General features: G+C 72.4%; 19 protein-coding genes. 11 read left to right on the top strand and 8 right to left on the bottom strand.

The window, feature by feature from the left end; all coding sequences use genetic code 11:
• Positions 1–15 precede the first annotated feature (15 nt).
• Positions 16–900, bottom strand: coding sequence for a peptidase M23 (locus tag JQN84_RS26330; protein ID WP_204961257.1), 885 nt, complete (start codon positions 898–900; stop codon positions 16–18).
• A gap of 418 nt (positions 901–1,318) precedes the next feature.
• Between JQN84_RS26330 and JQN84_RS26325 the strand changes: the two genes are divergently transcribed.
• Together JQN84_RS26325 and JQN84_RS26320 are read left to right on the top strand one after the other, a co-directional pair.
• On the top strand, positions 1,319–2,239 hold the full coding sequence (locus JQN84_RS26325; RefSeq protein WP_204961256.1) for a proteasome assembly chaperone family protein: 921 nt from the start codon (positions 1,319–1,321) through the stop codon (positions 2,237–2,239).
• A 116-nt stretch (positions 2,240–2,355) separates the two neighbouring features.
• Positions 2,356–3,168 carry an exodeoxyribonuclease III gene (locus tag JQN84_RS26320; RefSeq protein WP_204961255.1) on the top strand — a complete coding sequence of 271 codons (813 nt, stop codon included), beginning with the start codon at positions 2,356–2,358 and terminating at the stop codon, positions 3,166–3,168.
• A gap of 18 nt (positions 3,169–3,186) precedes the next feature.
• Here the strand turns inward: JQN84_RS26320 and JQN84_RS26315 are convergent, their stop codons facing one another.
• Positions 3,187–3,756 (bottom strand): XRE family transcriptional regulator, encoded by a 570-nt coding sequence (locus tag JQN84_RS26315; protein ID WP_307821442.1) that lies wholly within the window; start codon positions 3,754–3,756, stop codon positions 3,187–3,189.
• A 454-nt stretch (positions 3,757–4,210) separates the two neighbouring features.
• Here JQN84_RS26315 and JQN84_RS26310 point away from each other — a divergent pair, with 454 nt between their 5' ends.
• Entirely contained in the window at positions 4,211–4,531 is a 321-nt protein-coding gene (locus JQN84_RS26310) for an antibiotic biosynthesis monooxygenase family protein (protein WP_204961253.1), read from the top strand.
• 16 nt (positions 4,532–4,547) lie between these two features.
• Here the strand turns inward: JQN84_RS26310 and JQN84_RS26305 are convergent, their stop codons facing one another.
• From JQN84_RS26305 to JQN84_RS26295, 3 genes are all read right to left on the bottom strand, one after another.
• Positions 4,548–5,843 carry a lanthionine synthetase LanC family protein gene (locus JQN84_RS26305; RefSeq protein ID WP_204961252.1) on the bottom strand — a complete coding sequence of 432 codons (1,296 nt, stop codon included), beginning with the start codon at positions 5,841–5,843 and terminating at the stop codon, positions 4,548–4,550.
• A 56-nt stretch (positions 5,844–5,899) separates the two neighbouring features.
• Positions 5,900–6,643 (bottom strand): class F sortase, encoded by a 744-nt coding sequence (locus JQN84_RS26300; protein WP_204961251.1) that lies wholly within the window; start codon positions 6,641–6,643, stop codon positions 5,900–5,902.
• Between the two features lie 241 nt (positions 6,644–6,884).
• Positions 6,885–7,559 carry a hypothetical protein gene (locus JQN84_RS26295; protein WP_307821441.1) on the bottom strand — a complete coding sequence of 225 codons (675 nt, stop codon included), beginning with the start codon at positions 7,557–7,559 and terminating at the stop codon, positions 6,885–6,887.
• Positions 7,560–7,780: 221 nt separating this feature from the next.
• Between JQN84_RS26295 and trmB the strand changes: the two genes are divergently transcribed.
• A complete protein-coding gene (gene trmB, locus JQN84_RS26290) occupies positions 7,781–8,407 on the top strand; it encodes a tRNA (guanosine(46)-N7)-methyltransferase TrmB (protein WP_239486251.1) in 627 nt (208 codons plus the stop codon).
• 128 nt (positions 8,408–8,535) lie between these two features.
• On the top strand, positions 8,536–11,049 hold the full coding sequence (locus tag JQN84_RS26285; protein ID WP_204961249.1) for a DEAD/DEAH box helicase: 2,514 nt from the start codon (positions 8,536–8,538) through the stop codon (positions 11,047–11,049).
• An 87-nt stretch (positions 11,050–11,136) separates the two neighbouring features.
• On the opposite strand, the gene JQN84_RS26280 is transcribed toward JQN84_RS26285, so the two are convergent.
• Positions 11,137–11,862, bottom strand: a complete 726-nt coding sequence (locus JQN84_RS26280) for a nucleotidyltransferase domain-containing protein (protein ID WP_204961248.1) — start codon at positions 11,860–11,862, stop codon at positions 11,137–11,139.
• A 195-nt stretch (positions 11,863–12,057) separates the two neighbouring features.
• Between JQN84_RS26280 and JQN84_RS26275 the strand changes: the two genes are divergently transcribed.
• From JQN84_RS26275 to JQN84_RS26255, 5 genes are all read left to right on the top strand, one after another.
• A complete protein-coding gene (locus JQN84_RS26275) occupies positions 12,058–12,702 on the top strand; it encodes a hypothetical protein (protein WP_204961247.1) in 645 nt (214 codons plus the stop codon).
• Between the two features lie 227 nt (positions 12,703–12,929).
• Positions 12,930–13,673 (top strand): GNAT family N-acetyltransferase, encoded by a 744-nt coding sequence (locus JQN84_RS26270; protein WP_204961246.1) that lies wholly within the window; start codon positions 12,930–12,932, stop codon positions 13,671–13,673.
• Entirely contained in the window at positions 13,670–14,617 is a 948-nt protein-coding gene (locus JQN84_RS26265) for a U32 family peptidase (protein ID WP_204961245.1), read from the top strand. Before JQN84_RS26270 ends, JQN84_RS26265 begins: the two co-directional genes overlap by 4 nt.
• Before the next feature lie 20 nt (positions 14,618–14,637).
• Positions 14,638–15,372: an iron-containing redox enzyme family protein gene (locus JQN84_RS26260; protein WP_204961244.1), complete on the top strand. Its 735-nt coding sequence runs from the start codon at positions 14,638–14,640 to the stop codon at positions 15,370–15,372.
• Between the two features lie 148 nt (positions 15,373–15,520).
• Positions 15,521–17,017, top strand: coding sequence for a peptide ligase PGM1-related protein (locus JQN84_RS26255; protein ID WP_204961243.1), 1,497 nt, complete (start codon positions 15,521–15,523; stop codon positions 17,015–17,017).
• Between the two features lie 35 nt (positions 17,018–17,052).
• Here JQN84_RS26255 and JQN84_RS26250 read toward each other — a convergent pair whose 3' ends face one another.
• The gene (locus JQN84_RS26250; protein ID WP_204927927.1) at positions 17,053–17,532 is read right to left on the bottom strand and encodes a cytidine deaminase family protein; all 480 of its coding nucleotides are present in this window, start codon (positions 17,530–17,532) and stop codon (positions 17,053–17,055) included.
• Between the two features lie 234 nt (positions 17,533–17,766).
• Here JQN84_RS26250 and hrpA point away from each other — a divergent pair, with 234 nt between their 5' ends.
• Positions 17,767–21,822, top strand: a complete 4,056-nt coding sequence (gene hrpA / locus JQN84_RS26245) for an ATP-dependent RNA helicase HrpA (RefSeq protein WP_204961242.1) — start codon at positions 17,767–17,769, stop codon at positions 21,820–21,822.
• Here hrpA and JQN84_RS26240 read toward each other — a convergent pair whose 3' ends face one another.
• Positions 21,823–22,761: a LysR family transcriptional regulator gene (locus tag JQN84_RS26240; RefSeq protein ID WP_204961241.1), complete on the bottom strand. Its 939-nt coding sequence runs from the start codon at positions 22,759–22,761 to the stop codon at positions 21,823–21,825.
• Positions 22,762–22,838 lie beyond the last annotated feature (77 nt).

Genomic DNA, 22,838 nt, shown 5'->3' with positions numbered 1-22,838 from the left:
GGCCGGGCCGGCGGCTCAGACCAGGAGGGCGGTGACCACCTCGGTGGCCCGCCACTCGTGCTGGGCGTAGAGGTCCGGGTAGGCGGAGATCTGCACGGCCTGCGCGGCGACGGTGAGCGGGAGGTCCGCCCAGCCGGGGATCTCCAGCAGCGCGGTGAGGAACGCCCGGGTGGCGAACGCCGGGTCCATCAGCTGGCCGACCTCGCCCCAGCCGCTGCTCGGGCGCTGCTGGAACAGCCCGACCGAGTCGTGGTCCCAACCGATCGCCTGGTGCGGGTAGTTCTGCGACTCGGGCAGCACCCCGCTGGCGTAGTTGTAGAGGTTGCTCTCCTGCATGGCGGTGGCCACCGCGATGACCAGGGCCCGGCGCGGCACGCCCATCGCCCGGCCGGCCTTGACGATTTCCTTGGCGTTGTCCATCTGGGCCTGGTCGAGGCCGGCCACCGGAACGATCCGCTTGGGTCGGGGCTTCGGCTTCGGCCGGGGCTTGGGCTTGGTGGTCCTGGTCGCGCTCGGGGTCGGGCTGGGGGTGGCGGCGGGCGGGCTGGCGGCGGGCGGGCTGCTGGGCACGACCGTGACCGGGGTACGGACCTCGGCGCGGGAGGCGGCCTGCTGCTGGGCGCGCTCGGCGAGGGCGGCCTCGGTGCCGGTCCGGTCGTCGGCCCGCTCGTCCGGCAGTGCCTGGACGCCGGCGACGGCGGTGAGGCCGAGGCAGCAGAGCACCCCGGCGGCGAGCAGCGCCGGCCGGCGGCGGCGAAGGTTAACGAGCCCGCCGAGGCGGGTACGGAGGGAGTCGGGTTCACGGAGAACGCCGACCTGAACGGACGAGGGGGTGTCGTCCGAACGGCCAGTCATGCCCCGAGGGGCCCCCTGGTCGTCGATGGTGTCGTCGTCACGCATCCGCCGAGGCTAGGCATGCCCTTTCCCGCCCACCCACCAGCAGGAAGTGGCCCTCGCCACACTTTCCGGCGGGCCGCCGGGACGCCCACCCCGGACGCAGACCCAGGGCGACATACCACCCGCAACGGGCATTGCGGTCAACAACCGCGCCCGCCGTCGTCGGAGTGGATCGACCACCCAGACCACCGTGGCCGGCTGCATGATCCACCATGTCACCCTTTCGGGTGACACGCCGGAACCGTCCGACCGAGCCACTCCGGCCCGTCCGGCGAATTGGTGGCTTCCTCCTGGTTTGATAGCCGGATCGGTCACGACGCGCCCAGTGATGGAATGGATGACGCCGACGCGTACGTTCCCCGAACCGGGTGCCGTCCGTGCGCGGTCGCCCGTAGGCGCATTTCCTCAGGAGGTCCGACCGGTGCTCGACCCACACGAGCTGTACCAGCTCACCGACGATCTGCCCGACCTCGGTCAGCCGGTGCTGATCCAGGCGCTCACCGGCTTCGTCGACGCCGGCAACGCCACCCGGCTGGCCCGCGAGCAGCTCCTCACCTCACTGGACGCCCGGACGATCGCCACCTTCGACGTCGACCAGCTCTTCGACTACCGGTCCCGCCGCCCGGTGATGACCTTCGTCGAGGACCACTGGGAGGACTACGACGCCCCGGAGCTGGCCCTGCACCTGCTGCGCGACGACGACGAAACCCCGTTCCTCCTGCTCACCGGCCCCGAGCCGGACCTGCAGTGGGAGCGGTTCGTGGCGGCGGTCGGCGCGGTGGTCGCCCGGCTCGACGTCCGGCTCACCGTCGGGCTCAACTCGATCCCGATGGCCGTCCCGCACACCCGGCCCACCGGGGTCACCGCGCACGCCACCCGCCGTGAGCTGATCGCCGGCTACGAACCGTGGTTGCAGCGGGTGCAGGTCCCGGGCAGCGTCGGGCACCTGCTGGAGTACCGGCTCGGCGAGACCGGCCGGGACGCCCTCGGGTTCTCCGCGCACGTGCCGCACTACGTCGCCCAGACGGAGTACCCGGCCGCCGCCGAGGTGCTGCTCGCCTCGGTGTCCCGCAGCACCGGTCTGCTGCTGCCCAACGAGAGCCTGCGCTCCGCCGCCGAGGCGGTCCGGGTGGAGATCGACCGGCAGGTCGCCCAGACCGACGAGGCCGCCGCGCTGGTCACCGCCCTGGAGGAGCAGTACGACGCGTTCGCCCGGGGCCGGGGTGAGAAGAACCTGCTCGCCGCCGAGACCGGGCCGCTGCCCACCGCCGACGAGCTGGGTGCCGAGCTGGAGCGTTTCCTCGCCGAGCAGACCCGACCCGGGGAGACCCCGGGCGCCTGACCCACGGCCGGGCGGTGTCGCCGCCGCCCGGCCCGCCCACCCGCCCCCGCGCGCCGGAACCGGCCCGACGGCGGGCCGGCCCGGCGGGCCGGGCCGCGATGCGGCAGGCTGGGCCCATGCGCCTGGCGACCTGGAACGTGAACTCGGTGAAGGCCCGCCTGCCCCGCCTGCTGGACTGGCTGGCCGGCACCGCCCCCGACGTGGTCTGCCTCCAGGAGACCAAGTGCCCCGACGGGGCCTTCCCCGTCACCGAGGTCGGCGAGCTGGGCTACGAGGTGGCCAGCCACAGCGACGGCCGGTGGAACGGGGTCGCCGTCCTGTCCCGGGTCGGCCTGACCGACGTCGCCGTCGGGTTACCCGACGAGCCGGGCTTCCCCCGGCCCGAGGCCCGCGCCATCGCCGCCACCTGCGCCGGGGTCCGGATCTGGTCGGTGTACGTGCCGAACGGCCGCGCCACCGACGACCCGCACTACGCGTACAAGCTGGCCTGGCTGGCGGCGCTGCGGGACGCGGTGACGCCGGCGGTGGCCGCCGGTGGCCCCGTCGCCGTCTGCGGGGACTTCAACGTCGCCCCGACCGACGCCGACGTCTGGGACCCGGCGCTCTTCGCCACCTCGACCCACGTCACCCCCGCCGAACGGGCCGCCCTGGCCGCCCTGCGCGACCTCGGCCTCAGCGACGTGGTGCCCACCCCGATGAAGGGCCCGCACCCGTACACCTACTGGGACTACCGGGCCGGCATGTTCCACCAGAACAAGGGCATGCGGATCGACCTGGTGTACGCCTCCGCGCCGCTGGCCCGCGCGGTCCGCTCCGCGTACGTCGACCGGGAGGCCCGCAAGGGCAAGGGCCCCTCCGACCACGCCCCGGTCGTGATCGACGCCGACCTGCCCGGCACGGAGCCGACCCACCCGGCCGGGGCCCGGTAACGCGCCACACCCAGCCGGTCAGCCCCGCTGCTCTGCTGCCGCATCGGCGGGCTGCTGCTGCGCCGCATCGGCCCAGAGCGCCTCGAAGTGCTCGACGTACCTGCTGAACGGCCCGTCGCTCTCCCGCTGTCGCAGGTGGAACGTGACGGAGTCCTGGCCCAGCGCGCCGCCGATGTGGGTGGCCACGATCGCGTCGTCGTCGAACACCCAGACCGACATCGCGACGTGCCGGTCGGACAGCCGCACGGCCAGCGGGGTGGGCGACTTGCCGATCTCGGCACGTGTCATGGCGATCCGGGTCCCGAGGTCGAGGGGGGTCGCCTCGACCCGGTCCCGACCGGCGGTGACCGGGCTCGCCGGGTCACCGAGCAGGAAACGTACGTCCGCTCCGGCCTGCGCCTTCGCCCCCAGGGTCCCGGCGGCGTTCGGCACGTCCAGCCAGACGAAGTAGCTCGTGTAGCCGCCGAACCAGAGGCGGGACCGCGCTCCCTCGATCAACTCCCGGAGCAGCGACCGGGGCAGGTCGGAACGGCGGGCATAGACGCCCACCAACTCCCGGTCCGCACCCAACTTGACAGCGCGACGCACAGCATCAGGCCACAGCACGTCTACATCCTTACCCAGAACACCTGCCACCCGCACCCGCGAACGTGGATGCGGCAGGCGACCCCGGCCGACCCACCGCTGCACGGTCTTGGCATCGACGTCGCACTTCTCCGCGAGCTGGCCGACCGTGAGCCCGGCGGCGGTCAGCGCGTCCGTAGAGATTCGTTCTTCGGGTTCTCCTGGCCGAGTTGTCGGTGGAGGCTACCGAACACCTGACGCAGCTCGACTGTGGTCGTCAGGTCGACCTGACCGACCGTTTCCTGGCCTGGCTCCACCCACCCACCCACCGACTGATCGTTTCGCCGGGACGGGCCGGCGGCAGGTGGATCGTGGAGAGTTGTGGCGGGCGGGGCGACGACAACTCTCCACGATCCGTTCACCGGACGCGGCACACCAGCCGGGGACCGGCCCGGTGGCGCGGGGCTAGGGTGGGGAGATGGCAGTCGTGAAGATCAACGCGATCGACGTCCCGCCCGGTGCCGGCGAGGAACTGGAGAAGCGGTTCGCCGCCCGGGCCGGCGCGGTGGAGAACTCCCCCGGTTTCCTCGGCTTCGAACTGCTGCGCCCGGTGGCCGGCGAGAGCCGCTACTTCGTGTACACCCGGTGGGAGACCGAGGAGGCGTACCAGGAGTGGGCGGCCGGGCCGTCGCGGGCCGCGCACGCCGGTGGTGGGGGCGGCGAGCAGCAGCGGCCGGTCGCCTCCGGCGCGACGCTGCTGGAGTTCGAGGTGGTCCAGCAGGTGACCGGCAAGGGCTGACCGGCGGCCCCGGCGGTCAGAGCCAGGGCAGGACGGGCGCGGTGGTGGGGGCGGCGAGCCGGGCGAGCCAGCCGGCGATCCCGGCGGCGCCCTGCATGAACCCGGGCTCCGGCGGCAGTTCCGCCGGGGTCCGGGTGTGTTCGGTGTTGGACCAGGCGACCCCCGTCGGGGTGGTCACGGTCCGGGCGAGCACGTCCCCGGCGAGCCGGTGCGCCCAGTCGAGCAGGGCGGGGTCGGCGGTGGACCGGTAGCGGTCGAGCAGCAACTGCCCGACGCCGGCCGTGCCGCAGCACCGGGCGAGGTTGTCCCAGTAGCCCGGGTACCTCCGCTGCGGCAGGCCGCTGTCGCGCAGCGCCCGCAGGCATCCGTCCACGGCCCGCTGCCAGCGGGGCTGCGGGTCGACGGTGTCCAGCAGGGTGAACAGCCGCACCGTACCGGTGGGCCCGTGGCACCAGCCGAAGTTGACAGCCGGGCGGTCCGGGCGGGGCGGGACCAGCAGTGGCAGCGCCCAGCCGTCCGGGTGGTGGCCCATGGCCAGCAGGCCGTCGGCGGCCCGGACGGCGGTGTCGAGCAGGTCGTCGCGGCGCAGGGTGACACCGGCGACGGCGAGGGCGTAGGCGACCCCGGCGGTGCCGTGGGAGAAGCCCGGCATCAGCCGCTCGTCGCCGGCCCGCATCCGCCAGTGCGGCCCGTCCGGGTGTTCCTCGGCGAGCCCGACCAGCCCGTCGGCGAGGAGGTGAGCCGCCTGCGTCACCACCGGAGCGGTGTCGTCGTGGGCGTCGAGGAGGGCCAGCAGGATGCCCGCGTCGCCGGAGATGACGTCGGAGCACCGGCCCGGGTCCACCGGGCGGTCGCGCAGCCGTTCGGCGACGCGTGCCGTCACCGACGCGGCGACGTCGAGGGCGACCGGGTCGGCAGCGACCCGACCCCAGGCGCGCAGGGCGACGGCGGCTCCGGCCCAACCGCCGAACATTCCGTCGTCGGGCAGCGTCGGGGCGTCCGGCTCGTGCCGGGCGAGGTGCACCAACCGGTCCCGGGCACCGGCCGCGACCCGGTCGAGAGCCGACCCGGTCCCGCTGTCCGGCCCGGCCCCGCTGCCCGACCCGGTGACGGGCGGCGCGGTCCCGGTGGGCAGCCCGCCCGCCGGGGAGGCGGCGGCGGTGGCCTCGGCGCAGCCGAGCAGCACCCCGGCGGTGCCGGCGTACAGGTCGTCGAAGGGTTCGCCCGCCTCCCGCCAGAGCGGGCCGCCGTCGGCGGGCACCGCCACCGACTCGATCCAGGTGAAAGCCTGCCGCACCACGTCCGCCGTCACCGCGCGATCCTGCCATCCGCCGGCGGGCGGCGTCGCCGCAATAACGCTCCGGCTGCTCAGGGTGACCGGGTCGCCGCCAGCGAGGCGAACGCGATGACGTTGTCGGCGTATCCGGTGCGTCCGCCGATCCACTGGCCGCCGCAGGTGATCAACCGCAGGGCGGGTGCGCCGTCGCGGCCGTAGACCCGGTCGGCGGGCAGGGCCGACTTGTCGAAGAACTCCACCGAGTCGACCCGGAACACCACCACCCGTCGGTCCTCCCGGGTCACCTCGATCGTGTCGCCGGGGGCGAGTTTGCGCAGGTCGTAGAAGACCGAGGGGCCGTCTTTCGAGTCCACGTGGCCGACGATGATCGCCCGGCCGGGCTCGCCGGGGGTCGGGCCCCGGTCGTACCAGCCGGTCTCGTTGTGCCGGTCGAGCGGCGGCACGTCGATCGACCCGTCGCGGGCCTGACCGACCGGGGCCACCGGGGCGGCCACCTTGATGGTGGGCACGGTGAGCCGGACCGGTCGGCTGGCCGGCAGGCTGCCCGGCGCGGGACTCCGCCGGGCGTCGGCGGCCGGACGTTGCGAGGGCGTGCCCGTCCGGTCCAGCGGCCCGACCGAGCGCCCCAGCCCGGCACCGGTGGCGAAGACCCCGAGCAGCACCAGTACCACCGCCAGCGGCACCGACCACGGGCCGCGCGTCGGGGACCGGCCGCCGTCCGGGGCGGCCGGGGCCGGGGCGCTGCTGGACGGGGACCGGCCGGAGCCGGTCGGGCCGCCGCTGGACGGGACCGGGGCACGGAACGGCGGCGACATCGGATCGTCGGGCGGCCGGGGCGCAGTGCTGCGGGTCGGAGTGCCGTGCCGCGCGGTCGCGGTCGCGGCGGCGGACGGCGGCGGACCGGGCGGTGGGGGGATCAGGCCGCCCCAGCGTGGGCGGGCACCGCCGGGCAGCGGGCCGCCGGAGGGGGAAGGGTGCGACCGCGTACCACCGGGGGGCGGGCTGCCCGGGGGCGGGAGCGGGCCGTTGCGCGGACCCGGGGAGGCGGGCGGCACGTCACTTCCCGGTGACGCCACGCGGCCGGCGGGCCGCCACGATACCGACGACGGCCCCGGCGATGGTCAACGCCAGCCCGCCGGGCACGAGCAGCCCGCCGGGCAGCCCGCCGGCACCGGCCGCGCCGCCGAAGCCGGTGTGCGGCCCGGGGCTGGGCTTGACCTTCTTGACCACCTGGAGCGCCGTCGAGGCGGTCGCCCCGTCGGGGCATTCCAGCTTGACCCGGTAGTTGCCCGGGCGGACGCGCTCCTTGACCATCGGCGCGGCGGTGAGCAGCCCGCGCTGCGGCTGCACCTGGACCCGGCCGAAGGCGTCGGACACGACGGTCGCCGGGATCGAGTTGTCGTGGCAGCTCGCCCGGATGCCGACCAGGTAACCCGGCTCGACGGTCCCCGGGGTCACCTCGACGAAGAGCACGCCTGGCGGCGGCTGCGGCTCACCACCGCCGTCGGGCGGGGGCTGACCCGGCCCCGGGGCCGCGGCGACAGCCTGCGGAGCGGCGGAAAGCCGGGCTACGGAAAACGGCGAGGTGGAAAGCGGGGCCATGGAAAGCGGGGCGGCGGAGACCGGAACGGCGGAAGGCGGGGCGGCGGGTGCCGGGGCGGTGTGCCACAGCGCGGGGACGAGGGCACCGGCGGCGACCGCGAGCGCGGTGCGGTACAGCGGAACCGACACGTCTCCCCCTTCCGGCGCCCCGGGGCAGCGCCGGACCGACCCGGACGCCGACCTGCCGTACGGGATGAATCGTCTCACCCTCCGACCGACGGCACATCCGATACGGCGGAACCGTCGCGTAGGCTCGGGTCGCTGTGACCTCCATCGACCAGAACCCCGCCGTCCCGGTGGCCCGGCCGGGCACCGGGACGATCCGCACCTTCCACCCCCGACGGGGCCGGATGACCAGCCGGCAGACCGACGCGCTGGCCCGGCTGCGGCCGGCGTACGGGATCGAGATCGCCGACCTCGACGGGCCGGTCGATCCGGCCGGGTTCTTCGGTCGGGGCGCGCCGGTGGTGCTGGAGATCGGCTCCGGGATGGGTGACGCCACCGCGGCGATGGCCGCCGCCGACCCGGACCGGGACTACCTGGCGGTCGAGGTGCACACCCCGGGCATCGCCAACCTGCTCGACCTGGTGCAGCGGCACGGCCTGGGCAACGTCCGGGTCGCCCAGGGTGACGCGTTGGAGCTGCTCCGGGCCATGCCCGAGCGCTGCCTGGACGCGGTGCACGTGTTCTTCCCGGACCCGTGGCCCAAGTCGCGGCACCACAAGCGGCGGATCATCCAGCCGGAGCACGTGGCGTTGCTGCGGTCCCGGCTGGCCGGCGGCGGGACGCTGCACTGCGCCACCGACTGGGCCGAGTACGCCGGGTCGATGCGCTCGACGCTGACCGCCGACCCGGAGCTGGTCGACGTGCACGGCGGGTACGCTCCCCGGCCCGCCCACCGCCCGGTGACCAAGTTCGAGCGGCGGGCCCTGACCGCCGGGCGGCCCGTCTTCGATCTGGTGCACCGCCGCCGCTGAGCCCGCTGCGCGGCCCGTCCGGCGGTGTCCGACCGGTAGTGATGCCGTTACCTCGACCCGCAAGCGGTTCGGCGCGCGGGTGGCCCGGTTGGCGGGCGGGGTGGTGGTGCGGGCACGATGGGGGCGCTATGACGCTGACTGCCGCGCTGCCTCGAAGCGCCGACCCCGACACCCTCTTCGACGCGTTCGCCGGCTGGGCGTCCGAGCGTGGGCTGGACCTCTACCCGCACCAGGAGGAGGCGGTCATCGAGATCGTCTCCGGCGCGAACGTGATCATGAATACGCCCACCGGTTCGGGCAAGAGCCTGGTCGCGATCGCGGCGCACTTCACCGCCCTGGCCGACGACCGGACGAGCTTCTACACCGCGCCGATCAAGGCCCTGGTGTCGGAGAAGTTCTTCGCGCTGTGCGAGGTGTTCGGCGCGGAGAACGTCGGCATGCTGACCGGCGACGCCAGCGTCAACGCCGACGCCCCGATCATCTGCTGCACCGCCGAGATCCTGGCCAACCTGGCGCTGCGCGAGGGCGCGCGGGCCGACGTCGGCCAGGTGATCATGGACGAGTTCCACTTCTATGCCGAGCCGGACCGGGGCTGGGCCTGGCAGGTGCCGATCATCGAGCTGCCGCAGGCGCAGTTCGTGCTGATGTCGGCCACCCTGGGGGACACCACCCGGTTCGTCGACGACCTGACCCGGCGTACCGGCCGGTCGACCGCCGTCGTCCGGTCGGCCGAGCGGCCGGTCCCGCTGATCTTCTCGTACGCGATGACGCCGCTGCACGAGACCCTCGAGGAGCTGCTGGAGACCAAGCAGGCCCCGGTGTACGTGGTGCACTTCACCCAGGCCGCCGCGCTGGAACGCGCCCAGGCGCTGATGAGCGTCAACGTCTGCACCCGGGCCGAGAAGGACATGATCGCCGCCGCGATCGGCAACTTCCGGTTCACCTCCGGCTTCGGCAAGACGCTGTCCCGACTGGTGCGGCACGGCATCGGCGTGCACCACGCCGGGATGCTGCCCAAGTACCGCCGGCTCGTGGAGACGCTGGCCCAGGCCGGGCTGCTGAAAGTCATCTGCGGCACCGACACGTTGGGCGTGGGCATCAACGTGCCGATCCGCACGGTGCTGTTCACCGGTCTGAGCAAGTACGACGGGGTGCGCACCCGGCTACTCAAGGCCCGCGAGTTCCACCAGATCGCCGGTCGGGCCGGGCGGGCCGGCTTCGACACCCTCGGCCGGGTCGTGGTGCAGGCCCCCGAGCACGTGATCGACAACGAGAAGGCCCTGGCCAAGGCCGGTGACGACCCGAAGAAGCGGCGCAAGGTGGTGAAGAAGAAGCCACCGGAAGGCTCGGTCGGCTGGGGCGAGCCGACGTTCCAGCGCCTGGTCGAGGCCGAGCCGGAGCCGCTCACCTCCAGCTTCCAGGTCAGCCACTCGATGCTGCTCAACGTGATCGGCCGGCCGGGTGACGCGTTCGCCTCGATGCGGCACCTGCTCACCGACAACCACGAGGACGCCGCCGCCCAGCGCCGGCACATCCGCCGGGCGATCGCCATCTACCGGGCGCTGCGGGCCGGCGGGGTGGTCGAGCAGCTCGACGAGCCCGACGAGACGGGCCGCCGGGTCCGGCTCACCGTCGACCTCCAGCTCGACTTCGCGCTCAACCAGCCGCTGTCGCCGCTGGCCCTGGCCGCCATCGAACTGCTCGACGCCGAATCCCCGTCGTACGCCCTGGACGTGTTGAGCGTGATCGAGTCGATCCTCGACGACCCGCGCCAGGTGCTCTCCGCGCAGCAGTTCAAGGCGCGCGGCGAGGCGGTCGCCGCGATGAAGGCCGACGGCATCGAGTACGAGGCCCGCATGGAGCTGCTCGACGAGGTGACCTGGCCGAAGCCGCTGGCGGAGCTGCTGCACGCCGCGTACGAGATGTACCGGCAGGGGCACCCGTGGGTCGCCGACCACCAGCTCTCCCCCAAGTCCGTGGTCCGGGACATGTACGAACGCGCGATGACCTTCGGCGAGTACGTGCAGTTCTACGGGCTGACCCGGTCCGAGGGGCTGGTGCTGCGCTATCTCGCCGACGCGTACAAGACGCTGCGGCAGACCGTGCCCGAGGACGCCAAGACCGAGGAGCTGGTCGACCTCATCGAGTGGCTGGGCGAGCTGGTCCGGCAGGTCGACTCCAGCCTGATCGACGAGTGGGAGCGGCTGCGCAACCCGTCCGACGTCGCCGACGCCGCCCAGGCGCACGCGTCGCTGGAGGAGCGGGTGCCGGCGGTCACCCGCAACGCCCGTGCCTTCCGGGTGCTGGTGCGCAACGCGTTGTTCCGCCGGGTCGAGCTGGCCGCCCTGCGCCGCTGGTGGGACCTGGGCGAGCTGGACGGGGCGTCCGGGTGGGACGCCGACGCCTGGGCGGAGGCGCTGGAGCCGTACTTCGCGGCGTACGACGGGATCGGGGTGGGGCCGGACGCGCGTGGCCCGGCGCTGCTCATGATCGAGCAGGGCCGGGAGAAGTGGACCGTCCGGCAGATCCTGGACGACCCGGAGGGCGACCACGACTGGGGGATCAGCGCCGAGGTCGACCTGGTCGCCTCGGACGAGGTGGGGGCCGCCGTGGTCCGGGTGACGGACGTGGGGCAGCTCTGAGTTCTTCTCCGCAGGGGCCGTCCGGTGCGTCCGTGTCCGGGCATCGGTGGCCGCCCGGGGCGTTGCGGTGAGGCGGGAGTCGGGAGTTCACCGAGCGCGCTTCGCGCGGGCGACTGTCCGGCGGGCGTCGAGCCAGGCGACTACGGCTGTCCGTATCCGAGGCGAGGAGACGGCTTCGCCTCGCCGTCTCGCGCTGAGTTGGTCGATCAGCCAGGTCGGGGCGTGCGCCTGTTCGATGGCCTGCGTCTTGGTGAGGAGTTCGCCCTTGTCGAGTGCGTGGCGACCCCTGGCCATGGAGGTGAGGCCGAGTTCAGCGATGATGGGGTCCACCCAGATCCACGGACGTCGAGCGGCCCAGGCCCAGTAGCCGGTGAGCTCGGCGCGGGCCGCCGCCCGGATGTCCTCGGCTGAGACTGCGGGGAAGACCTCGCGCGGCGGGCGTCCGAAGACCTCGTATCCGTGTCGCGCCAGTTCTGCTCTGGTGACCCGGGAAAGAACGCGGTGAACGAGTTGGCCGTGCGTCCAGGTCGGATGCTGCTCCTCGATATCGGAGATGGTCGCGGTGTCGACGTATACGCAGCCCAGGCTGAAGCCCGCGCCGCTCCCGCTGTCGAGTCGACGGTGGATCACTGATAGTGCTGCCTGCCGACCGGTGTCGACAGGGCCGTCGACAAGCGCGACCAGATCAAGGTCGCTGATGCGTGGGACGTAGTCACCGGTGGCCAACGACCCTGCCACCAGGAGATCGCTGACCCAACCGAGTTCCTTCAGTTCGTAGCCAAGGTCTCGAACGGCAGCAGGTGACGTCGCCATGGTGGCGAGTGTAGGAAACGCCAGGTGCGTCGACGGCCGGCATGGTCACTCCGATGGCGCGGGCGTGGTCCGGTCCGGCCGACGTTGGCCAGTGCGCCGGAACATGGAGGATCGACGGCTTCCACCCCTGGGAGATGTCACCCCCGTCGATTAGAATGTATGTACTAATCGAGTTCCTGAGCTGGGAGGACGCTCGTGACCGCGCCCGTCAACGCCCCCCTCACGCCGTACGCCACCCTCCTCGGTTTCACCCGGTACGTCGACCGCACCGGGCCCACCAAGGCAAGCTTCGTCGGCGGGCTGCGCAAGCAGCGGGCCAGCCGGCACGGCTTCAACCCGCACGGCCAGTTCGTCAAGGCACTCAAGGCCGACATCGCCTTCCACACCGGCGGCACCCACCTGGCCGGGGTGGCCGATCTGGTCAAGCCGCGCTGGCGTCCGCTCTACCAGGCGCTGACGCCCGGCGCGACGGCGTGGCTGGCGTCGCTCGGCGAGCCGGCCGGCGTCGACCTGGCGCAGACCCGCGACGCCCTCGCGATGCTCGGCGACCTGCCCGTCAAGATCAATCCCCACTTCGGCGTCCGGTACGCCGACGGCCACGCCGAAGCGGTGCGGCTGCACTTCGACGAAACCCCGCCGAGCGAGGAGGCGGCCCTGGCCACCCTGCACCTGATGGCCCGACACATGGACGCGGTGCTGCCGCACGCCGAGCCGGTCCTGGTGGACGTGCGGCGCGGGGTGGCACACCGGACGCCCGAGCATGTCAAGCCGGCACAGGTCGAGCAGTGGCTCGCCGGCGAGGCGGCCGCCTTCCGCGCCATCTGGTCCACCGCCGCCTGACCACACTCCCGGAACATTCGTTTATGCATTGACCTGCATAGTTTTCTGAGACAGATCGGACGGCACCGCCGCCGTCCGATCTGTCTGTCGTTGCAGACTTTCCCAAATACCGCTCCGATCACCTTGAGCGCCGGCCCCGAACGTAGAGTGTTGCGGAAATAACGTTGGTCTACCTCGATGCGTAATGGCGCAGAAAAGCACCTGGTCGATCGGAGGTGGAATTTCCGATGAGTCACGTCCGGTTCCGCTACTTCGCCGGGGCAGAATCGATCCCCCCTGATTTCGTCCACCGAATACGCACCGACCTGGCCCGGTCGATGCCCCGCCACCAGGTCGCCGACTACCTGGCCACCAAACAGCACATCCTGCGGGAGAGCCACCACCTCGTCGCCGCCGAGACGGCCCACGGGTGCGTCGGGCTCATCGCCGCCACCGAACGCGACCCCGACGACCAGCCCTTCACCTACATCGAAACCCTGCTGGTCGCCGAGGACCACCACGGGGGAACCGTCGCCTTCGGTCTGGTCTCCCGACTGTTCCGCGAAATCACCCGCCGGCTCGGCGACTTTCCGGAACTGGTGGCGATGAAGACCTACACGCCGAAGGCGTACGCGGTGATGCACCGGTTCACCGTGCACGACGACATCCGCTGCTATCCGTCCCTCGACGGCTCCGACCCCGACGAGGTACGCCGGCTGGCCGCCCGACTGGCCGCCCGACTGTCACCGGAATGCCGGTTCGATCCCCGTACCGGGGTGGTCGTGCACGGCGGCGGCAGCGTCGGCAGTGACTTCTGGCGGTACCAGCCACGCTCCGGAAACCGGCGCGTCGACGCATTCTTCGCCGCCGAGGTCGGAGAGTTCGACCGGGTGCTGTGCCTGGTGCACGCCCCGACACCGGCCGCCCGCGCGGCACTGGCCGCGGCACTGGGCATCACCCCCGATCCGGCACCCCGACAGGAGATCGCGTGAACGACGTAACCATGTCCGGCAGTGCGGCACGGGACTGGCTGGCCGGAAAGGGCTACCCGTTCACCGACACCGTCGAATTCCACCGCTCGGCCGGCGAGTTCGACGGGGGCGGGCAGTTCGGCGTCGAGATCCCGGCGGTGAACTCGATGCGCGACCTCGAAATCATGGTCAAACTGCTCAACGAGCACGGGGTCCGGGTCACCCGGTTCAACGAGACGCTGGGGTCGTTTCTGCTCTCGGACGCCGAACTGACCGACATGTTCGCCCTGTGCCGGGAGAACGACCACGGCATCGTGGTCAGCCTGGGCCCGCGCCCCGAGTACGACACGAAGAGCGCCTTCTACCGCACCGGCTTCGGCCTGGAGATGGGGCGGCAGATCAACAACAGCGACGGCATCCGTGCCTGCGTCGCCGAGGCGCTACGGCTCGCGGCGCTCGGCTGCCGGGGCATCACCGTCTACGACATCGGCGTGTTGCGGGTGCTCGCGGAGTTGCGGTCGGACGGGCTGCTCCCGGCCGACCTGGTCTTCAAGACCTCCAGCCACTGCATGCCGACGAACCCGTTCCTGGCGCGGATCTTCGCCGAGAACGGTGCCGACAGCATCACCCTGGCGCACGACCTGGGCCTGCCGATGATCCAGGAGATCCGGCGGCTCAACCCCGAACTGCCGATGGACGTGCCCACCGACGTCTACCGCACCAAGGGCGGCTTCATCCGGTTCTACGAACTGGCCGAGATCGTCCAGATCGCCGCACCGGTGATGCTCAAGATGGGCGCGAGCGTGCAGGAACATCCGTACGACCCGCCGAGTGAGGCACGGACCGTCGAACGGGTCCGCCGCGTCGCCCGCGGCCTGGAAATGCTCGACCGCCACCTTCCCGACAAGACCGCCATCTCCCGCCGCAGCCGGCAGTACGCGATTCCGGCCGCGGCATCCGACTGACGACAGGGGCCGGCAAGCGCATGACGAAGAACGAGCACGCCGAGTTCAAGCAGGAGGTCGACGAACTGCTGCGACAGATGGTGCAGCAGTTCTACCGCGAGGTCGAGGGCGCGGACCACCTCTTCCGGGCCAGGGACATCAACATGGCCTACTACCAGCGGCACGTCATCGAGATCATCCTCCGGCTGCGGATGAAGCGGTGGATCGACGCGCTGACGATCCACTACTTCACCAAGCACAACCCGGTGCTGGCCAAGAAGTGGTGTGCGTACACCGAGGACGAGATGCTGCACGACTCGATGTTCGCCAAGGACCTGGAACGGGTCGGGGTGAGCCGGGAGGAGATCTACTCGACCGAGCCGATGTTCTCCACCAAACTGCTCCAGGGCTACTTCTACTACGGCCTCGAACACGAGGGCCGGCCGCTGGCCTCGCTGTCCAGTTCGTACTTCATCGAGAACGTTTCGCTGATGACCCAACCGGACTGGATCGAGAACGTCGAGCAGGTGCTCGGCGCGGGCATGGCCAAGGGTCAGCAGGCGCACGTCAACCACGACCTGGAGGACGACCACACCGATTTCGTGTGGGACGTGCTCATGACGTTCGTGCACACCGACGACGACCGGCGTCGGGTGGTGGAACACATCACCAACGTGTACCGGCTGTTCTGCGCCTTCTACACCGAGCTGTACCACCGCACCGTACTCAAACAGGACGGTGCATTCGCGGTGGTGAAAGCGCTGACCCACCCCTGACGGCGGGGGAATCGCGGGCGGACGCGGGTCACCTCGGGGCGTCGATCGCGGTGTTAGGGTCGGGCCCACCGTCCGTCGGACGGGCGGTCATGTCACCTCCGGTGGCACGACCGCCCGTCGACCTCCGTCGCCGAGGAGAATGATCGCGATGGCCGTCACCGGCATCCGTCGTGCCGTCGTTTCCGTGCAGAGCCGGGAATGCAGCCCCGAACTGTTGGAACGGTTGAGCGGATCGACGTTGTTTCCCGAACGGCCGGTCGGGGCGGCGATCGTCGCGGTGGTCTGCCGTGGCGGCGGTTCGCTGCTCTACGTCACCGCCCCCCGCATGATCGACGCCGACCGCCAGGTGGACTACTTCCTCGGGCTGCTGCCGCAGGAGCCGGTCGACGGGCGGGATCCCCGCCGGGACCGGGTGGTGGTCGGCAGCCTCGACGACTCCTCGCCCCGCTGGCTGAGCGACAAGCTGCTCGACCCGACCAACCCGGCGGCCACCCGGCTGCGCGAGCGGGTGGCCGACTTCGTCGCCGCCGCCCGGCAGGCGGGTGACGAGGTCGCGCTGAGCTACTTCGAGCCGTCCCGCCCCCTACAGGACTACGCCGCCGCCCTCGGCGTCCCCGGGGACCAGGCCGACGCCGGGTACATCCCGCTCGGCACCAAGAGCGCCGGCCGGGAGATGTTCCGGGCGCTCGGCATCGAGGTGCCGGCGGGCACCCCCGAGTGCCACGACGTCGACACGCTCGCCGAGGCGGTCGCCGACCTCGTGCTGGCCGGGCGACGCCGGCTGGTGCTGAAGCTGAGCAGCACCGCGTACGGCGCGGGGATGGGCAACGCCACCGTCGACCTGACCGACGTCACCGGCACCGACCGGGCCGAGGTGGTCGCCGCCGTGGCCAAGCGGCTGCCCGGCAGCCGCCTCGTCGACGGCAGGCTGGGCTGGGCGGAGTTCGCCGACCTGATCCCCCACGCCGGCATCGTCGCCGAGGAGTTCGTCGAGGCCGACGAGCTGCGCAGCCCCAGCTTCCAAGGCCGGGTGACCCCGACCGGCGACGTCGAGTGCGTCTCCACCCACGACCAGGTGCTCGGTGGGGTGGGGCTGACCTACGTCGGCAGTTCGTTCCCGGCCGACGCCGCCTACCGCGACACGGTGGTGGAGTACGGCCTGCGCGTCGGCCGGTACCTCGTGGCGCAGGGCGTCACCACTGGCGACTACGGCGTCGACTTCCTCGCCGCCCGTCGGGGCGCGACGGTGCGGGTGCTCGGCTGCGAGCTGAACCTGCGCGCGACGGGCACCAAGCACGGTTTCGTGATGGCCAGCCACCTGCTCGACACCGTGCCGGACGCCGACGGCAGGCTGTTCACCGACACCCCCGACGGCCGCGCGGAGCGGGTCTATCAGGCGTCCGACTCGATCACCGACCCGTCGTTGGTGGGGCTGGCCCCGGCCCGGCTGATCGACGCCGTCGAGCGGTCACCGCTGCGCTACGACCACACCCGGCGCACCGGCACGGTGCTGCACATGCTCAGCGCTCTGCCCGACCACGGCAAGTTCGGCGCGGTCTGCATCGGCCGGGACGCGGCCGAGGCGGCGGAGCTGATGGACCGCACCCGCGCCCTCGCCCTGGACGTGGCGGCAGAGGACGGCTGACCGCACCCGGCCGGGCCGGTCGTCACGACGGGGGCTCAGTCCTCCGAGGCGGGGCGGCTCGCCGGGACCGTCGGCATCGGCCACTGCCCGGTCCGGACGATGGCGGAGGCGTCGAGCCGCTGCTCGGCCCAGATGTAGGTGTCCGGCAGCAGGTCGGCCACCGGCACCTTGCGCAGGGCGTCCAGCGGTCCGACGATGACCTGGATGCCCGGGTGGTAGTCGAGCAGCACCTGCCGGCACCGCCCGCACGGCGGGATCACGCCGCGTCCCCGGTCACCCACCGCGACGATGGTCTCCAGTTCCCCCACGCCCTGGGTGGCGGCGGCGCCGATGGCCACCAGCTCCGCGCAGGGGCCGCCGGTGAAGTGGAACAGGTTCACCCCGGTGAAGACCCGGCCGTCGGTGGTCCGGGCCGCCGCCGCGACCGTGTGGTTCTCGCTGCGGCAGCGCAGCTTGGCGACCGCCGTGGCGGCCTGGACCAGCGCGCGGTCGGTGTCCAGCATCGTCGTCGTCATCCGGCAGCCCCCGTGGTCGCGTCGTCGGCGATCAGCGTAGCCCGGCGGCGGCCCGTTTCCCGGGCAGCGCACCGGGGGACGTGACCGGTCGCGCACCGCACCGCGCGCCCGCCCCCACCCGGCCCGTGACCTGCGCCGGGACAGCCGGGGGTAGCCGACCCACCAGCGGCCGTGGGACTCCGGGGCGTAACCCGGGGGCGGTCCGGTGGTCGGCTGCCTATCCTTGGCGACGACATGCAGAATCCAACCGCCGCCGGCCCCGCCGCGCCCGCCGCCACCGTGTCCGCCCGTGAGCTGCACCGCCGGCTCACTGCGCTGATGTTCCGCGACCAGCGTCGCCTCCAGCGGCGGCTGGACGGGGTGCGCAAGCTGCGCGACCCGCAGCGGCGCGACGAGGCGCTGGCCGAGATCGCCGGGGAGGTGTCCCGGGCGGAGGGCCGGCTGGCCACCCGGCGGGCCGCCGTGCCGACGATCACGTACCCCGCGCAGTTGCCGGTCAGCGAGCGGCGCGACGACATCGCCGCCGCCATCCGCGACCACCAGGTGGTGATCGTGGCCGGTGAGACCGGCTCCGGTAAGACCACCCAGCTACCCAAGATCTGCCTGGAGCTGGGGCGGGGGATCACCGGGCTGATCGGGCACACCCAGCCCCGCCGGCTGGCCGCCCGGACGGTCGCCGACCGGATCGCCGAGGAACTCGGCACCGAACTGGGCGATGTGGTCGGCTACAAGGTCCGCTTCACCGACCAGGTGAGCGACCGCAGCCTGGTCAAGCTGATGACCGACGGCATCCTGCTGGCCGAGTTGCAGACCGACCGGATGCTGCGCCAGTACGACACCCTGATCATCGACGAGGCGCACGAACGCAGCCTCAACATCGACTTCATCCTGGGCTACCTGCGCCAGCTGCTCCCCCGCCGTCCCGACCTCAAGGTGGTCATCACCTCGGCGACCATCGAGACCGCCCGGTTCGCCGAGCACTTCGCCGACGCCGACGGCAAGCCCGCGCCGGTCGTCGAGGTGTCCGGGCGGACGTACCCGGTGGAGGTGCGCTACCGGCCGCTGGTCGAGGTGGCCGAGGGCGACGAGGACGGGGGCGACGACGAGGAGAACGTCCGCGACCAGATCCAGGCGATCGGCGACGCGGTGCAGGAGCTGGCCGCCGAGGGGCCTGGCGACATCCTGGTCTTCCTCAGCGGTGAGCGGGAGATCCGGGACACCGCCGAGGCGCTGGGCAAGCTGACCCAGTCGAAACGCGCGCTGCTCGGCACCGAGATCCTGCCGCTGTACGCCAGGCTGTCGGCCGCCGAGCAGCACCGGGTCTTCGCCCCGCACGCCGGACGCCGGGTGGTGCTCGCCACGAACGTCGCGGAGACCTCGCTGACCGTGCCCGGCATCAAGTACGTGGTGGACCCGGGTTCGGCCCGGATCTCCCGCTACTCCAGCCGGCTCAAGGTGCAGCGGCTGCCCATCGAGCCGGTCTCCCAGGCGTCGGCCAACCAGCGCAAGGGCCGCTGCGGCCGGACCTCGGACGGCATCTGCATCCGGCTCTACGACGAACAGGACTTCGCCTCCCGGCCGGAGTTCACCGACCCGGAGATCCTGCGCACCAACCTCGCCTCGGTCATCCTCCAGATGACCGCCATCGGCCTCGGTGACCTGGCCGCGTTCCCGTTCATCGACCCGCCGGACCGGCGCAACGTCACCGACGGGGTGAACCTGCTGCACGAGCTGGGTGCGCTGGACCCGACCGAGGCCGACCCGGCCAAACGGCTCACCCCGTTGGGCCGGCGGCTGGCCCAGCTCCCGGTCGACCCCCGGCTGGCCCGGATGGTGATCGAGGGCGAACGCAACGGCTGCGCCACCGAGGTGCTGGTGATCGCCGCCGCGCTGTCGATCCAGGACCCCCGGGAGCGGCCGGCGGACAAGCAGGCCCAGGCCGACCAGGCGCACGCCCGGTTCACCGACCGGGAGTCCGACTTCGTGTCGCTGCTCAACCTGTGGCGCTACCTGCGCGAGCAGCAGCGGGAGCTGTCCTCCAGCGCGTTCCGCCGGATGTGCCGGGCGGAGTACCTCAACTACCTGCGGGTCCGCGAGTGGCAGGACATCGTCGCCCAGTTGCGGCAGGTGCTGCGTACCCCGGAGCAGGGTGACGGGCGGCGGGGCCGGCGGGGCGCGGCGCAGCCCCCGGCCGACGGGGGCCGGCGCGGGGTCGCCGCCGACCTGCCGGAGGAGATCGACACCCCGAAGGTGCACCAGTCGCTGCTGCCCGGCCTGCTGTCGCACATCGGGCTCAAGGACGCCCAGAAGCACGAGTACCTGGGCGCCCGGGGGGCGAAGTTCGCGGTCTTCCCCGGTTCGGCGCTGTTCAGGAAGCCACCGCGCTGGGTGATGGCCGCCGAGCTGGTGGAGACCTCCCGGCTGTGGGGGCGGGTCGCCGGGCGGGTGGAGCCGGAGTGGGTCGAGCCGCTGGCCCAGCACCTGGTCAAACGCAGCTACAGCGAGCCGCACTGGGAGAAGAAGCAGGCCGCCGTGATGGCCTACGAGAAGGTCACCCTGTACGGCGTCCCGCTGGTCACCTCCCGCAAGGTCAACTTCGGTCGGATCGACCCGGCGCTGAGCCGGGAGCTGTTCATCAGGCACGCCCTGGTGGAGGGCGACTGGCAGACCCACCACCAGTTCTGGCGGGACAACGAGAAGCTCCGCGCCGAGGTCGAGGAGCTGGAGAACCGGGCCCGCCGCCGGGACATCCTGGTCGACGACGAGAGCATCTTCGCCTTCTACGACCAGCGGATCCCGGCCGACGTGGTCTCCGGACGACACTTCGACGCCTGGTGGAAGAAGGCCCGCCACGAGCAGCCCGACCTGCTCACCCTCACCCGGGAGGTGCTGGTCAACGCCGGGCGCGGCGGGGTCGACGAGGCCGACTTCCCGGACGAGTGGCGGGCCGACGGGGTGACCCTGCCGCTGACGTACACCTTCGACCCGACCGCGCCCACCGACGGCGTCACCGTCGACATCCCGCTGCCGCTGCTCAACCAGGTGCCGGCGGAGAGTTTCGACTGGCAGGTGCCGGGGTTGCGCGAGGAACTGGTGATCGCGCTCATCCGGTCGCTGCCCAAGGCGGTCCGGCGCAACTTCGTCCCGGTGCCGGACCACGCGCGTGCGGCGTTGGCCGCGATCACCCCGGGCGAGGAGCCGCTGCTGGACGCGCTGAGTCGGCAGCTACGCCGGATGACCGGGGTGACCGTGCCCCGGGAGGCGTGGGAGCCGGCGAAGCTGCCGCCGCACCTGCGGGTGACGTTCCGGGTGATCGGCGACGCCGACCAGCCGGTCGCCGAGGGCAAGGACCTGCCGGCCCTGCAACGCCAGCTCCGCCAGGAGGTACGCCAGGTGGTGGCCGCCGCCGCGCCGGAGGTGGCCCGGACCGGGCTGACCGGGTGGACGATCGGCACCCTGCCGCGCACCATCGAGCAGGTCCGGGCCGGTTACGCGGTGACCGCCTACCCGGCGCTTGTCGACGAGGGCGCCACGGTCGGGGTGAAGGTCTTCGACTCCGAGGCCGAGCAGTCCGCCGCGCACTGGGCGGGCACCAGGCGGCTGTTGCGGCTGACCGTGCCGTCACCGGCGCAGTTCCTCCAGGGGCGGCTGAGCAACGAGGCGAAGCTGGCGTTGAGCCGCAACCCGCACGGCGGGGTGCAGCAGCTCATCGCCGACGCCGCCGGGGCCGCCATCGACAAGCTGATCGCCGATGCGGGTGGGCCGGCCTGGGACGCCGACGGCTTCGCCGCGCTGCGCGACCGGGTCCGCGCCGACCTGGTCGACACGGTGGTGGAGGTGATGGGCCGGGTCCGTCAGGTGCTCGCCGCCGCGTACGCGGTGGAGCAGCGGCTCGGCGCGACCCGCAACCTGGCGGTGGTGGCCGCCCTGGCCGACCTGCGCCAGCAGCTCACCGGCCTGGTGCACGACGGTTTCGTCACCGAGACCGGGTACGCCCGGCTGCCCGACCTGCTGCGCTACCTGACCGCGATGGAGCGCCGCCTCGACCGGTTGACCGCCAACCCGCAGCGGGACAAACAGCAGCAGGACCGGATCGCCACCGTGCAGCAGGAATACCGGGACATGGTGGCCGCGCTGCCCCCGGCCCGCCGCGCCTCGGAGCCGGTACGGCAGATCCGCTGGATGATCGAGGAGTTGCGGGTGAACGTCTTCGCGCAGGCTCTCGGCACCCCCTATCCGGTCTCCGAGCAGCGCATCTACCGGGCGATGGACGACGCCGAGGGGCGCTGATCAGGGCAGCGGTTCCACGCCCGGCGGCAGGTCGCTGGTGCTGGTGGCCGCGTGCACGTAGTCGAGGAGAATGCGGCGCAGTTCCCGCCCGGCGTGGGTGGGTACCACGTCGCGGCGACGGGCGACCGCGATGGTCCGGCTCACCCCGGGCGGGGCGAGCCGGGTGACCCGGACGCCGGGGCGGCGACTGACCACGATGCCCGGCACCAGGGCGATGCCCAGGCCGGCCTCGACGAAGCTGAGCACGGCGTCCATCTCACCGCCGTCGACCGAGAAGGTGGGCTCGAAGCCGGCCTCCCGGCACGCCTGGATGGTGGCGTCGCGCAGGTCGTAGCCCTCGCGGAACATCACCAGCGGCTGGCCGCGCAGGTCGGTGATCCGCAACTCGCCGCTGACCAGCGCGGCGGGTAGCGGTTCCACCGAGGCGACCACCAGGCTCTCCCGCAGGATCGGGTCCACCCGCAGGCCGGGATCGGCCCCCTGGGCCGGCATGATGATCAGGGCCAGGTCGAGGTCGCCGCGCAGCAGGTCGCGGACCAGGTCCTGCGAGCCGCCCTCCTCGACCCGCAGGTCGACGGCGGGGTGGGCGTCGCGGAACCGGCGTAGCACCGGCGGGGCGAGCGAGGTGGCCAGGCTGGGGGTCGCGCCGAGCCGGACCCGGCCCCGGCGCAGCCCGACCAGTTCCTGCACCTCCCGGGTGGCGGTGTCGACGTCGGCGAGGATGCGTTTGGCCAGCGGCAGCAGCACCTCGCCGGCGGCGGTGAGGGCGATGTTGCCGCGTACCCGCTCGAACAGGGGGGCGCCGAGGGTGGTCTCCAGAGCGTGAACTTGCTTACTCAACGACGGCTGGGTTATGCCGACGATGTCGGCGGCTTGGGTGAAATGTCGTACTTCAGCGACCGCAACGAAGTACCTCAGCTGATGGAGCTGCATCTTCATAGCTTACGGCTATCGAGACTGCGAGTTCGATGCATTGGACGACTGATTGCGGGGCTCCTAGCGTCGGTCAGGTGGTA

The sequence above is a fragment of the Micromonospora humidisoli genome (assembly GCF_016900955.1).
Taxonomy (GTDB): Bacteria; Actinomycetota; Actinomycetes; order Mycobacteriales; family Micromonosporaceae; genus Micromonospora; species Micromonospora wenchangensis.
The sequence above is the reverse complement of the archived record's forward strand: the minus strand, read 5'-3'. Positions and strand labels throughout refer to the sequence as shown.

Excerpts from the sequence above, each read along its gene's own strand:
- JQN84_RS26330 (WP_204961257.1), bottom strand. The coding sequence starts at position 900 with ATGCGTGACGACGACACCATCGACGACCAGGGGGCCCCTCGGGGCATG.
- JQN84_RS26320 (WP_204961255.1), top strand. The coding sequence starts at position 2,356 with ATGCGCCTGGCGACCTGGAACGTGAACTCGGTGAAGGCCCGCCTGCCC.
- JQN84_RS26310 (WP_204961253.1), top strand. The coding sequence starts at position 4,211 with ATGGCAGTCGTGAAGATCAACGCGATCGACGTCCCGCCCGGTGCCGGC.
- JQN84_RS26300 (WP_204961251.1), bottom strand. The coding sequence starts at position 6,643 with ATGTCGCCGCCGTTCCGTGCCCCGGTCCCGTCCAGCGGCGGCCCGACC.
- trmB (WP_239486251.1), top strand. The coding sequence starts at position 7,781 with ATGACCAGCCGGCAGACCGACGCGCTGGCCCGGCTGCGGCCGGCGTAC.
- JQN84_RS26285 (WP_204961249.1), top strand. The coding sequence starts at position 8,536 with ATGACGCTGACTGCCGCGCTGCCTCGAAGCGCCGACCCCGACACCCTC.
- JQN84_RS26280 (WP_204961248.1), bottom strand. The coding sequence starts at position 11,862 with ATGGCGACGTCACCTGCTGCCGTTCGAGACCTTGGCTACGAACTGAAG.
- JQN84_RS26270 (WP_204961246.1), top strand. The coding sequence starts at position 12,930 with ATGAGTCACGTCCGGTTCCGCTACTTCGCCGGGGCAGAATCGATCCCC.
- JQN84_RS26260 (WP_204961244.1), top strand. The coding sequence starts at position 14,638 with ATGACGAAGAACGAGCACGCCGAGTTCAAGCAGGAGGTCGACGAACTG.
- JQN84_RS26255 (WP_204961243.1), top strand. The coding sequence starts at position 15,521 with ATGGCCGTCACCGGCATCCGTCGTGCCGTCGTTTCCGTGCAGAGCCGG.
- JQN84_RS26250 (WP_204927927.1), bottom strand. The coding sequence starts at position 17,532 with ATGACGACGACGATGCTGGACACCGACCGCGCGCTGGTCCAGGCCGCC.
- hrpA (WP_204961242.1), top strand. The coding sequence starts at position 17,767 with ATGCAGAATCCAACCGCCGCCGGCCCCGCCGCGCCCGCCGCCACCGTG.
- JQN84_RS26240 (WP_204961241.1), bottom strand. The coding sequence starts at position 22,761 with ATGAAGATGCAGCTCCATCAGCTGAGGTACTTCGTTGCGGTCGCTGAA.